The 13,059-nt window shown below is 41.9% G+C and carries 12 protein-coding genes and 1 rRNA gene; 4 read left to right on the forward strand and 9 right to left on the reverse strand.

The features are described from left to right. Positions 1-3: 3 nt before the first annotated feature. Complete coding sequence (locus HC175_RS07830) at positions 4-1,332, forward strand: DUF58 domain-containing protein (RefSeq protein ID WP_168137952.1); 1,329 nt, start codon at positions 4-6, stop codon at positions 1,330-1,332. Positions 1,333-1,363: 31 nt separating this feature from the next. Here HC175_RS07830 and HC175_RS07835 read toward each other — a convergent pair whose 3' ends face one another. Genes HC175_RS07835 through HC175_RS07870 form a run of 8 tightly spaced genes read right to left on the reverse strand, consistent with a single transcriptional unit; the run spans position 1,364 to position 8,352 of the window. After that, a complete protein-coding gene (locus HC175_RS07835) occupies positions 1,364-2,674 on the reverse strand; it encodes a cryptochrome/photolyase family protein (RefSeq protein ID WP_168137924.1) in 1,311 nt (436 codons plus the stop codon). Then, entirely contained in the window at positions 2,659-3,426 is a 768-nt protein-coding gene (locus tag HC175_RS07840; RefSeq protein WP_168137925.1) for a tryptophan-rich sensory protein, read from the reverse strand. The genes HC175_RS07835 and HC175_RS07840 overlap by 16 nt, the downstream gene beginning before the upstream one ends. Further along, the gene (locus HC175_RS07845) at positions 3,423-4,205 is read right to left on the reverse strand and encodes a lycopene cyclase domain-containing protein (RefSeq protein WP_168137926.1); all 783 of its coding nucleotides are present in this window, start codon (positions 4,203-4,205) and stop codon (positions 3,423-3,425) included. Before HC175_RS07845 ends, HC175_RS07840 begins: the two co-directional genes overlap by 4 nt. Beyond that, entirely contained in the window at positions 4,145-4,612 is a 468-nt protein-coding gene (locus tag HC175_RS07850; protein WP_235942553.1) for a sterol desaturase family protein, read from the reverse strand. The genes HC175_RS07845 and HC175_RS07850 overlap by 61 nt, the downstream gene beginning before the upstream one ends. A gap of 40 nt (positions 4,613-4,652) precedes the next feature. After that, positions 4,653-5,144 carry a hypothetical protein gene (locus HC175_RS07855; RefSeq protein ID WP_168137927.1) on the reverse strand — a complete coding sequence of 164 codons (492 nt, stop codon included), beginning with the start codon at positions 5,142-5,144 and terminating at the stop codon, positions 4,653-4,655. Next, on the reverse strand, positions 5,141-5,977 hold the full coding sequence (locus HC175_RS07860; RefSeq protein WP_168137928.1) for a phytoene/squalene synthase family protein: 837 nt from the start codon (positions 5,975-5,977) through the stop codon (positions 5,141-5,143). The genes HC175_RS07855 and HC175_RS07860 overlap by 4 nt, the downstream gene beginning before the upstream one ends. Beyond that, positions 5,961-7,454, reverse strand: coding sequence for a phytoene desaturase family protein (locus tag HC175_RS07865; RefSeq protein ID WP_168137929.1), 1,494 nt, complete (start codon positions 7,452-7,454; stop codon positions 5,961-5,963). The genes HC175_RS07860 and HC175_RS07865 overlap by 17 nt, the downstream gene beginning before the upstream one ends. 1 nt (position 7,455) lies before the next feature. Next, a complete protein-coding gene (locus HC175_RS07870; RefSeq protein WP_168137930.1) occupies positions 7,456-8,352 on the reverse strand; it encodes a MerR family transcriptional regulator in 897 nt (298 codons plus the stop codon). 129 nt (positions 8,353-8,481) lie between these two features. On the opposite strand from HC175_RS07870, the gene HC175_RS07875 reads away from it, so the two are divergent. The 3 genes from HC175_RS07875 to HC175_RS07885 are packed head-to-tail and all read left to right on the forward strand — an operon-like array spanning position 8,482 to position 11,975. After that, positions 8,482-8,775: a DUF6095 family protein gene (locus HC175_RS07875; RefSeq protein ID WP_317172101.1), complete on the forward strand. Its 294-nt coding sequence runs from the start codon at positions 8,482-8,484 to the stop codon at positions 8,773-8,775. A gap of 32 nt (positions 8,776-8,807) precedes the next feature. Further along, the gene (locus tag HC175_RS07880; protein ID WP_168137931.1) at positions 8,808-11,174 is read left to right on the forward strand and encodes a TonB-dependent receptor; all 2,367 of its coding nucleotides are present in this window, start codon (positions 8,808-8,810) and stop codon (positions 11,172-11,174) included. A gap of 3 nt (positions 11,175-11,177) precedes the next feature. Beyond that, positions 11,178-11,975 (forward strand): DUF4249 domain-containing protein, encoded by a 798-nt coding sequence (locus HC175_RS07885; RefSeq protein ID WP_168137932.1) that lies wholly within the window; start codon positions 11,178-11,180, stop codon positions 11,973-11,975. 709 nt (positions 11,976-12,684) lie between these two features. On the opposite strand, the gene rrf is transcribed toward HC175_RS07885, so the two are convergent. Beyond that, positions 12,685-12,793 (reverse strand): 5S ribosomal RNA (gene rrf, locus HC175_RS07890). Positions 12,794-13,059: the final 266 nt, after the last annotated feature.

Here is a 13,059-nt window from a genome sequence, read left to right on the forward strand (position 1 = left end):
GTGATCAATTTCTTCAAGTCTTTATACCTGCATCAGCGTTTCTTCGTTGCCATCTACTTTTTGGCGGCAGGTTTTCTTTTTTCCTATTGGCTTGAATGGTTGTATCCAATTCTCTGGCTCCTTGCCCTCCTGTTTTTTCTTGTTTTTCTTACCGATGTGATCATGCTCTTTAAAAGCAGAGGAATAACTGCGGAAAGAATCTTACCCGAAAAGTTTTCGAACAGTGATGAAAACAAGGTACATGTTCATCTTAATAATAACTATGGCTTCAAGATCACCTGTGAGATCATAGATGAGATTCCCGTACAGTTCCAAAAAAGGGATTTTTCGCACCTCCTTAAAATTGGAGCTCACAGCGCTTCTAACTTCAGCTATAGTTTAAGACCCGTGGAGCGCGGAGAATATTACTTCGGAAATCTGAACGTTTTTGCATCTACACCTTTACACCTCGCCCGCCGAAGAAAGAAATTTGGAAAGGAACAAATGCTGAAAGTTTATCCGTCGTTCATCCAGATGAAGAAGTACGACTTCATGGCCATAGATCGAAAGATCTCTCAACCCGGATTAAAAAAGATAAGGAAGATTGGCCATACCATGGAGTTTGAGCAAATTAAAGATTATGTGCCGGGAGATGATATTCGCAGCATCAACTGGAAGGCAACAGCCAAACAAGGCGGGCTTATGGTAAACCAGTATCAGGATGAGCGTTCGCAGCCGGTCTATTCTGTTCTTGACTGCGGCCGAACAATGAAAATGCCATTCAATCACCTCAAGTTGCTTGATTACGCTATTAATTCTGCCCTTGCATTTTCTAACATTGCCCTTAAAAAAAAGGATAAAGCCGGCCTTATCAGCTTTTCAAACAAACTGGAGCATCTGGTTCCTGCCAGTTCAAAAAAGACGCATTTAAACCTGTTGCTGGACAAGCTTTATAATATCAACACGCAGTTCAAAGATTCAGACTTCGGTTTGCTTTATGCCCATATCAACCGAAAACTACCGCAACGTAGCCTTTTACTGTTGTACACCAATTTTGAACATCTAAGTGCGTTACATCGGCAGCTGCCTTATCTGCTGGCGCTGTCCAGAAAACATCTGCTCGTGGTAATTTTCTTTCAGAATACAGAACTAGAGCATTTCATTGATCAGGAATCGAAGAAACCGGAAGAGATCTTTGAACAGACCATTGCAGAACAGTTTAGTTATGACAAACGTCTTATGGCCAAAGAACTTCAGAAGCATGGCATTCAAACCATTTTGACCAAACCAGAAGATCTAACGGTCAATACCATTAATAAATACCTGGAGATCAAAAAGCGCGGAATTCTCTAGTGCCAGAATTTTTCCGACGCCCACGTGGAATTTAGTTCAATGCTTTTTTATAGGTTTCGAGTGCCCGGGCTCTTGCGAATTTGTGATCAACAATAGGATTCAGATAGCCCGCTCTAAAATCCTTTATCCATGTCCTCACGTATTCCAGGTCTGGATCAAACTTCTTCAGCTGACTCTCAGGATTGAAGACCCTGAAGTACGGCGCCGCATCACAACCGGTCCCCGCGGCCCACTGCCAGTTCCCGTTGTTGGAAGCCAGCTCATAATCCAGCAACTTTCCGGCGAAATAGGCTTCTCCCCATCGCCAGTCGATCAAAAGATGCTTACACAGAAAACCTGCCACCACCATTCGTACGCGATTATGCATCCATCCCGTTTCATTTAGTTGTCGCATCCCGGCATCTACAAGCGGAAAACCAGTTTCTCCCCGGCACCATAATTCGAATTCAGATTCATTGTTGCGCCATGGAATTCGGTCGTATTTACTTCGGAAATTCTGGTGTTCCACATGAGGAAAATGCCATAGGATCATCATGAAAAAATCTCTCCAAATGAGTTCGTTGAGCCAGGTCTCGTTCTGTTCGAGCGCCTGTTTCACAAGCTGCCGCACACTTACCGTTCCGAATCTTAGATGGACTCCTGCCATACTTGTGCCGCTCACTGCCGGCAGGTTCCTGGTGTTGTGGTAGTTTCTTATTACTCCTTCTGAAAGTTCAATTTCGGGAATTTGTGCTCTAACAGGTTCAAAGCCTATCTGTTCCAGGGAAAGCACCTCCTTTTTTGGCATTTTCAAGAGGTTAGTTAATAATTCTTCTGAAGGGAAAGCTGGTATTCCCTCCTGCTGAAGTCTGTTTTTCCATTGCTTCGAATATGGCGTAAAGACCGTATAAGGTGTAGCATCTGCCTTCAGGATCTCGTCCTTTTCAAAGATTACCTGATCCTTAAAGCTTCTCAAACTGATTCCCTGTTCCTTTAGGAAATCTTTGATCTCCAGATCTCTATCTCGGGCATATGGTTCGTAATCCTGATTAGTATACACTTCTTTTACAGGATAGTCTAAAATGAGCTTTTGAAATGCCTTTTTTGGAAGGTCATGAAGTACCAGAAGAGAGGACTCCTGCTGCGCCAAAGCCTCATTAAGCAATTCCAGCTGCTGCTGAATGAACGCCACTCTTCGATCTTTCGAATCGGGGAGGGTTTTAAGGATTTCAGGATCAAAAATAAAGACAACCACTACCTTAAAGCCACTTTGCAAAGCATGGTACAACGCTGCATTATCAAACAAGCGCAGATCGCGACGTAACCAGCACAACGCTACTTCCTGTTCTACAACTTTTTCCACGGAGCCTGTTCTTTGTTCATATATCCGTGAATTCCACTGCTTAAAATCAGAATTCCTGCAGCTATTATGGAAGTAAAGAAAATAGTTTCATGCTCCATCCTGTTCGCAATCCCAACAGCTATTAAACCCCAGGCACCTACTAGGGCAAACTCTCTCATATTGCGTCTCCAGGTGATCATGAGATTCAGAATTAAGGCGACAAGGACCATAATCACTGTCCAGGCAACTTCCGAGAATCCAAATGGCTCCCAACCTACCGCCGTAAACCAGGCTGCGGTGTTTGCAATAAGTGCAACCGAGATCCAACCGGAATAAAAAGAGAAAGGCCACCACACAAACGCAATTATTGAAAGTGGTTCATCATCAAGTTCCATTCTGGTCTTGAAAATGATCACGATCAAAGCAACGAGCAACAGGACCATAAGGAATAGAGAAAGTCCAATAAGGTGATGGAGCCAGGCAAACACCCATGCAATATTTAAACCACAGGTAATTACAAACCACCAACCTATCTTTCCAGCAGTTTCCCGCCCTCTGGAAGTTGAGATCTGGAAAATCACAAACCCGGCAAGGGCAAGATAAATCACCCCCCATATAGAAAAGGCATAACCCGCAGGCGTAAATAAATTCTGATATTCTGCAGAAATGCTGGCCATGGTCTCAGCATTAATGACTCCTGTATTTGAAATATAATTTACAGCCAACATGACAAGGAAGGCTACAATATTTGATATGTATAGGATTTTTTTCATGTAGCTGAGGCTTTATACGCTCTAGAATCTTCCTGTCTTTTATATCGAAGCAAAGCTTTGTAGATCAACAGGTTGAGAAGGATCAATTCCGCCCCATAAAAGGCATCTTCAACAGGAATAGTTCCTATTCTGAAATTCATAAATTCAGTAGTATTATACCACACCACCTCCTCCTCGATCCAGCTTCCGGTGAGTACACCATTTACAAGGAAAAAAGGTATCAGCAGTACAGTATAGATAAGATAGAATCTTAGGAGCCAATTGATTTTCAAAAAAAATTCGGCATAGAGCAAAAGCAGAGAAAAGCTAAGAAAGGTAGTGACGGTGTAACTTCTATCATAATTTATTGTGCCAAAGATCACCAGCCCGGCTACTAAAAATAGGGTTATGAATTTTTGCATTTTTGGAGCCCCGGTTTCCCTCATGAACAGATCCAGACAATGAAAGGTGAAGACGCAGGCATATGGAATGCAAAAGAAAAAAAGTACTTCCTCTACTGGCAAATTTCCAATTTCAAGACCGGTGAGATAGCGGTGATTAAAGCCCCATACCCCTTGTTGGGTAAAGTACATATCCCAAAGTACAAAGATGAAACCTGTAATAAATACTGCAGGAAAAAATGAGCTCCAGGTCCTGTGAAATTTCAGCTTCGGGTGAAAGGAGAACAGGAATGGGATAATGATCGTAAAGAAATTGACCAGCAGGTAAGTGTATTGCATCAGGCTCTCGATCTTTGCTCCCTGAAATACTTCATTGGCACCCAAAGCATTCCGAAGCATTCCCCGTCTTCCTTTCCAAGGTGTTTGTGATGCATTTTATGAGCCCGGCGAATCGCCTTAAAATAGGAGTTATCGATTTTTCTTAGCAGCTTAAAGCGCTGGTGAATAAAGATATCATGCACCAGAAAATAACAAAGTCCATAGATTGTAATGCCTAAACCTATCCAAAAAAGGTAATTATAGCCTGCCTCCATCCCTATGTAAAGAGAGATAATACCTGGAATGGCAAAAATGAGGAAGAAAAAATCGTTATGTTCGAAAAAACCAGAAGATTCTTTCTTGTGATGATCTTTATGAAGACTCCACAACAGGCCATGCATCAGGTATTTATGGGTGAACCAGGCCACGGCTTCCATGGCAAGAAAAGATGCCAGCACAATTATAAAATTCATAGCTATAGCTTCCATATACTCAATTCTCTATTCTAAATTACTGAAATAAATTCTCTTATAAATTTTCTTTTTCTGAATCACTTAAAGCACTCGAAGTAACCAGGTAGGCAAGGATCATTTGCTCAAGCTCGGTATCTTTCAAATTACGGGTCTTCGCCAGAAGTACTTTCTTGTCTTCCTCCAGATTCTGCTTATAATTCAGAAAACCCGGTGTCTCTGCCTGCACTGCAAACCTCAGGAACCTAAGCTCCAAATTATTTGGTGCTGCGGCAATGGCTTCAGTGAAAACTTCTTTACCCTTATTAAAATACGAAAACTTTTTAAACGGGTTTCCCACGTGTTTGGCCATCATCATATGAGAAACACCAAAATAACCCAAAGTAACAGGTTGGGCAGAGGTTGCTCCATCTGTGAGCTCCAATAATTTTCTGGCTGCGGTTTCCTCTTCCGCTGCCCTCTTGTACAGGCTACGGAGCTCAGATACTGAAGTATTTTGATCTGTGACCGACAAAAGAAGGAATATGATAGTTAGTGCAAATCTCATCATACAATTCTCATCTTACATTCCACCAGGCTGTTGATCATAAGCCCAACTTTCCTGCCGTTGTTTATTCTTATTCTTCCTGAAAGAATTCTTTGAGCCGGTAATCGCTTGATCTTCTTAAAGAGAGACTGGTAATATACGTAAGCCAGATAAACTCCGCCTTTAGCCGAAGTGGGCAGCATTTTAATGCCTTCAAGGGCAATTTTGAAATCCTCTTCGATTTCCCGTTCTATTTGTTTTTTGGCCTGAGGAGAAAAATTTTCCATATCCACTCCTGGGAAATAAGTTCTGCCCAATACATGATAATCATCCTTAAGATCTCTCAAAAAATTCACTTTTTGGAAGGCAGCCCCCAGCTTCATTGCATAAGGTTTTAGTTCCTCGAACTGCTGCTTGTTCCCATCTGTGAAAATATGAAGACACATAAGCCCTACCACTTCTGCCGAACCCAAAATGTATTGCTGATATTTTTCGTCGTTATAATCAACCTTTTGAAGATCCATTTCCATACTGTCTAAAAATGTCTCAATAAGTCTGTAATCAATGTCGAACTGGTGTACCACTTCCTGAAAGGCATTGAGAATAGGATTGGCCGAAATTCTCTGTTCGAGAGCTTCGAAGGTATCACTCCTGAACTTTTGCAACAGGTACTCCTGATTGTAACCTTCAAAGCTGTCGACTATTTCATCGGCTACGCGAACGAAACCATAAACCGAATATACGGGATCGCGGAGTTTTTCATGGAGGAAATAGATTCCCAGGGAAAAGCTTGTGCTATAGGATTTTGTGGTGAGCCGACTAACCTCGACAGATAAATTATCAAACAGGGACTTCATACTTCTTTTTATTTAGTTCTTTAATTACTTGCTCGGCAGCAATTTTTCCCGAAATAAGGGATGGAGGGACACCTGGTCCCGGCACGGTAAGCTGACCCGCGTAAAAAAGGTTGTTCAGTTTTTTATTTCTGATCTTTGGTTTCAGGATAGCTGTTTGCTTCAGCGTATTGGCCAAGCCATATGCATTGCCTTTGTAGGAATTATAATCTGAAATGAAATCTGAAACGCAGTAGCTTTTTTTATAATCAATAAATCGGGTAATACTTCTTCCTATTTGTTTTTCAAGCCGCTGCATCATCAAATTAAAAAATTGCTCTCTTACGTGCTCCTCGTCCTTTAATCCTGGTGCCAGCGGCATAAGCAAAAACAGGTTTTCATGACCTTCGGGGGCTACAGTATCATCTGTTCGTGAAGGGCAACAAACATAAAATAGCGGTTTTGAAGGCCATTTCGGATTTTTGTAGATCTCTACAGCATGTTCAGAAAGATCCTCATCAAAAAACAACGTATGATGTTGCAGTTCTGGAATTCTTTCGGAAAAGCCGAGGTAAAAGATTAAACACGAAGGTGCGAACGTCTTTTTCTCCCAGTAACTTTCTTTGTAATTCTGATATGCCTTAGGCAGTAACTTATTTTCCACATGTTGATAATCGGCTGCCGCTATCACTGCATCAAACGCTATTTCTTCTCCAAAGACCTTTACGCCCTGCACCCTGTTTCCTTCAGCTGAAATTTGCTCCACAGGGGCATCAAGATGGATCTTGACATTTTGCTCTATTGCCACTTTTACCATAGCATTGATAACGCTTCCGAAGCCACCCTGAGGATACCAGGTGCCGAGTTTGAGCCCGGCATAATTCATAAGGCTGTAAAGAGCCGGAGTATCCTGTGGCATTGCTCCCAGAAATAAAACCGGAAATTCCATGAGCGAGATCAATTTAGGATTGGAGAAATACTTGCGCACATGCTTACTGAAAGAGGTGAACACCTGTAATCTCAGTGCACCTTTTATAAGGTCAGCATCAACGAATTCCCCTAATGAAATGCCTGGCATATAAACCAGTCGCTGCATACCCTGCTCATACTTATACTGAGCCTCTTCCATGAACCTGTCAAGCTTTTCTGCGCTTCCCTCTTCGGTCGCCTCGAATAGCTGTCTCAGTTCCCCATAGTTTTCAGGGATGCTCATTTTTTCACCTTTTGGAAAGATCACCTCAAAAGAAGGGTCCAAAAGGTCCAGTTCATAGAGATTGGGAACCTCATATCCAAAATCCCCAAAAAACTTTTCAAAAACATCGGGCATCCAGTACCAGCTTGGTCCCATATCAAAAGTATACCCTTTGGCTTCAAATTGTCTTGCCCTGCCACCGGGAGCGCTGTTCTTCTCGAAAATGTGAACTTCGTGACCGGCTGCTCCTAAATAGGTTGCTGCACTTAATCCTGAAAACCCTGCTCCTATTACTGCGATTTTGGACATATTAAGACTGTTTCAAAGGGGTTAAATGACTTTCAAGCTCTTCAACAGAGGAAAGTTTTACAAAGCTGTCTTTACTCGAAATCTCCTCATTTGTAATTCCATTTCCAGCTATATATATCTTCTTACCGGGGGTGAGTTCGAGAAGCTCGTTAATATATGCTGCTACATCATTTGCGTCGTAGCGATGTACCATGAATAACAGTAAATTATGTACCGAAATATCCTCAAGGGTATGACGTACCGAAGACAGAGGCACATTTGGTCCCAGATAAACTACATGTTTTCCTTTGCTCCTTAGAAAGTAATTGGCAAATAAAAGACCCAGCTCATGAAATTCATCTTCTGGTAGGAATAGCAGCCACTTCTCTTCCCCTTCAACTCCTGGCGGCATAGCATCTATAGCTGTAAACATTTTCTGTCTAAGCAGGTTAGAAATGTAATGCTCCTGGGACGGCGGAATATTATTAGTTGACCACATTAAACCTATTCTGTTTAATAGGGGATAAATGATCTCGACATAGGTTTTTTGCAGTCCAAATCTTAACAAACAATGAGAAAAGGTTTTATCGAAATTGATCTCGTCATAGCTCATGCCACCGGCGATTAGCTGGTTGATGAAATATTCATAGTCATTACTTAAACCAGCACTGCCTTCATATTCCTTTCTGAGTTGAAATAGTTCCTCGTCACTGAGAGTACAGAGTTGAGATACTTTTTTCCCGGTACCCGAGAGGCTTACGATATTGAGCAGGCGCCGCAGCTGGGAACCGTCATAATAGCGTGTGTTGCCTTCAGACCTGTGGGGCTGTAAAGCGTTGTAGCGTTGTTCCCATATTCGAATGGTATGAGATTTAATGCCTGAGAACTGTGAAAGCTGACTTATTGAAAACTGATCCATTGTTTAAATAAATTGTGACAAATTTAAACATTAAAAGTTATGATAACTGTTAAACTTGAACTAATTTTGGAATCGGGGAGCAATTAAAAATGATGTGCCTAAAACTGGCATTTCTAAATATAGGAAAATTTGAGCTTTAATTTGAGCATGAATCTAGGAAAGGCTGACGCATTAGAGGAGGATTATATATCTTTGGGAGGCATGAAACATACAGACAAAAATCTATTAATGAGAGGGTTGAAATTTTTGGCTGGAGCCCTTCCTCTTTCGTTTATTGGCCCGGTAGTTCTTTTCAGTTCCTTCAAGAATCAAGAGCATGAGTGGTTTATTCCTATTTTAATTTTTGCATTACTGGCAATGGCCGCCGCTGTTTTCCTTATGTTTAAAGGCATAAGTACGGTAATGAAAGCTCTCTTTGATTAGGTGCCAAAAATGGCAATTTAAACTACTGTTAATTGAAAAAACTACTTTTCATTTGTTTTCTTTTCCTGTTTCAACTACTCAAGGCTCAGCAGACCTTTATTCTTAACGGCAACATTAAAGATGCTGCTAATAATGAAACTTTAAGTGGGGTCAATATTTTATTGCCACAACTCCAACAGGGAACCGTGAGTAATGAATATGGATTCTATTCTATTAAGGTTCCTGAAGGTGAGCTCCTAATCGAGATCTCCTTTCTAGGTTATAAGACCATACGCCGTAAGATTGAGGTGAGCGAAAATCTTAAACTCAATTTTGAACTTACCACTGCTACTGAAGATCTAAAGGAGGTAGTCATTACAGAAGATCTTGAAAGACTGAACGTCTCAAGGCCCGAGATGAGCGTTAATAAGCTCGAAATAGCCACTATTCAAAAATTACCCGTTGTATTCGGAGAAGTAGACATTATAAAGTCCCTGCTTCTGCTACCTGGAGTTTCCAATGCAGGAGAGGCTTCCTCCGGATTTAATGTGCGAGGTGGCGCCGCAGATCAAAACCTGATCTTGCTTGATGAAGCCACCGTTTATAATGCCAGCCACTTATTTGGTCTATTTTCTGTCTTCAATCCAGACGCAATAAAAAATTTAAAGCTGTATAAAGGTGGCATTCCCGCTAACTACGGAGGAAGAGTTTCTTCAGTGCTGGATATCTACCAGAAAGATGGAAACAGCAGGAAATTTGAAGCTAACGGCGGAATTGGATTGATATCCAGCCGCTTGTTAGCACAAGGCCCCATCCAGAAGAACAAAAGCTCTTTTTTAGTGGGAGGGAGAAGTTCATATGCACATTTATTTCTGAAGCTTACAGATAATGAGAATTCTGCTTATTTCTATGACCTAAATACAAAACTAAGTTTTCGCCTTAACCCCAGGAACACTATCCTTTTCTCAGGATATTTTGGAAGGGATGTTTTTCAGCTAAGTGAAAGTTTCAATAACACCTATGGCAATTCTGTCTTTAATTTGAGATGGAATCATGTACTAAAGGAAAATATCTTTAGCAATCTCTCCTTGATATACAGTGATTATTACTATGGACTCACTCTTGATTTTGTTGGTTTCAACTGGAATAGCGGAATCAAAAACCTGAATTTCAAATACGATCTTGATCATTATGTCAGCCAGGACATTAGTCTGGACTATGGGATTCAAAGCACATGGTATGAGTTCAATCCGGGTGAGATTGAACCGAATTCTGTGTCTTCAGGAATAAGTGCATCTCAGCTAATAAAAAAATATGCCTTTGAGTTGGCCATTTACCTTTCTCTTGAGCACGATCTTTCAGAAAAACTTTCAGCAGAATATGGACTCAGGTACAGCAGTTTTTTACGGCTGGGCCAGGAATCGCTGAATCTTTATTCTGAAGAAGGTCCTGTGACCTTCAATAGTCGATTTGGTATTTATGAAAAAAGTACTCCAGCAGGCACTAAAGCACTTAGCAACCGAAAAGTAGAAAAGTCTTTCGGAAATCTGGAACCGAGAATTGCATTAGCCTACGCTTTTCAAGAAGATCAATCTGTAAAATTGAGTTATAATCGAATGACCCAGTATCTTCACTTGATAACCAACACCAGTTCTCCAACCCCACTAGATGTATGGGCGCCAAGCGGCCGATACATAGAACCTCAGAAACTTGACCAGCTCGCTGTAGGATATTATCGCAGCTTCAAGGACGAAAGCTTTTCCCTGGAAGTAGAAGGTTTCTATAAGACCCTTGAGAATCGCCTGGATTATATAGATGGTGCAAATCTCATTGCTAATGATGCCATTGAACAGGTGATCCTGCCAGGAGAAGCAAGAGCCTTTGGAGCAGAAATCCTTTTTAAGAAGAATAAAGGCAAATTCACCGGTTGGTTTGCATACACGCTGTCAAGATCTGAACAACGCACTCCGGGGAGAACCGACGCCGAACCGGGGATCAATAATTCGAGTTGGTATGCTACCGCCTACGATAAGACACATGATCTCTCTTTGACAGGTTCCTGCCAGCTGTCTCAAAAATGGGATTTTAATGCGAGCTTTGTTTATCAAACAGGACTTCCAACGACCTATCCAACTGCCCAGTATAAATTTGAAGAACTCACTATTCCGGTTTATGCTGCGCGTAACAGTAATCGCCTGCCCAGCTATCACCGTCTGGACTTGTCGGCAACTTTTACTCCGCAAAAGCAGCGAAAAACTTCTTATCGATCTTCCTGGAATTTTGGTATATATAATTTGTACTCCCGTAAAAATGCTGTTTCGTTAAGTTTTAGAGAAAATGAAGATACCGGAAGAAATGAAGCTGTGAGATTATCTCTATTTGGCATTGTTCCGTCGGTAACTTATAATTTTAAATTTTAGAAGATGAAAAGGATCTTATATCTCCTCCTGACCCTGATTGCCTGTTCATGTGAAGAAGTGGTGGAAGTGGATCTAGATGAATCCGATCCCAGATTAGTTGTGCAGGCCTCTCTACTTTGGAATGTAGATCTCCAGGAAAACATACAAGTTATAAGATTGACCACAACAGCGCCTTATTTTGAGGAAGAAGTTCCCCCTGCAATTGGTGCCACGGTTAAGGTAACTACTGAAACCGGAATGGAATATGAATTCGAAGAGGTGGCAGATGGCATTTTTACGCATGAAGAAGTTCCGGCGCTTCTGGATCTTGAGTATCAACTTCATATTACATACGAGGGGGAAGAGTATTTCGCTACCGAGACGCTCATCCCGGTTCCTCAATTGGATTTTGTGGAACAGAAAAGAGGAGGATTTTCGGGTGATGAATATGAATTCAAGGTTTTTTATCGAGATCCTGCCGAAGTAGAAAATTATTATCTGTTCCGGTATCTCAATGAGCAGATCTCATTACAGATCTACGATGATGAATTTACAAATGGAAATCAAACTTTTGCCTTCTTTAGCGATGAAGATGCAGTGGCAGGAGATCTCGTGGGTTTTCAGATACAGGGTATTTCAAAAGGATTTTACGAATATATGTTCATTTTGCGATCTCAGGCAGGAAGCAGTAACGGCGGACCTTTCCAAACTCAACCCAGTATAGTGAGAGGTAATATCGTAAACGTTACGGATCCTGAGAATTTCGCTTTTGGGTACTTCCGGTTGTCGGCTACCAATTTCCTGGCTTATGAGGTAAAATAGTACTCTTCCTTTATGCCCCCTCCTACGAGAGGAGGGGTAGCCGCAGGCCGGGTTAGTTTTTGAAGCGGGATTAAACTGTGATGATCGGCACGGATTGTAAATCCGCGCCAGCAATAGTGGATAGCATTTTCTGGATATTAATGTATTCCATTTAATCACAAAGTTGTTCGCATTTAAGCTCCCCTCCTTCCTGAGGAGGGGTGGATCCGCCGGCCGGGGTGGTGCTTTGAAGCAGGATCTAACTCTTTTGAGCGGCACGGATTGTAAATCCGCGCCATCTTTTTATTACGAGTAACTTTCAGACAATAGCTCCCCTCCTCCCTGAGGAGGGGTGGCCACAGGCCGGGGTGGTGCTTTGGAGCAGGATCTAACTGCTTTGATGGGCACGGATTTTAAATCCGCGCCAGCAATAGCGGATAGCATTTTCTGGATACCAATGTATTTATTTAATCACAAAGTTGTTCGCACTTAAGCTCCCCTCCTCCCTGAGGAGGGGTGGATCCGCCGGAGGGCGGAGACGGGGTGGTGCTTTTGAGCAGGATCTAACTGCTTTGAGCGGCACGGATTGTAAATCCGCGCCATCTTTTTACACGTGAAACTTTCAAACGAATAGCTCCCCTTCCCTTTCAGGGAGGGGAGCTGAGATGCGTTTCCAGATTTCACTTTAGCGCATAAAAAAAGCCCCAACATTGCTGTTGAGGCTTTAAAAGAAAGGCGGCGACATACTCTCCCACGAGATGCAGTACCATCTGCGCTAACGGGCTTAACTTCTCTGTTCGGAAAGGGAAGAGGTGAGCCCCGTTGCTATAACCACCTTAAATCTTTAAGCAGATATTAGATTTTAGATGTTAGACGTGAGACAAAAAGTCTCAGATCTCATATCTAATATCTCACTTCTAATGAGTTGACATAGTTGGAAAATAAAAATTAAGAAAACACTTTGAGCAAAGGTAATTTAAAGCTTTAGGTTTTCCTGTCCCCCTTCGCTCTTGCGAGCTATGGGGGACGGGGCACTAAGCTATACGGATTATTAGTATCACTCGGCTATGACATTACTGCCTTTACACCTGTGACCTATCAACGT

The sequence above is a fragment of the Salinimicrobium oceani genome, assembly GCF_012037645.1.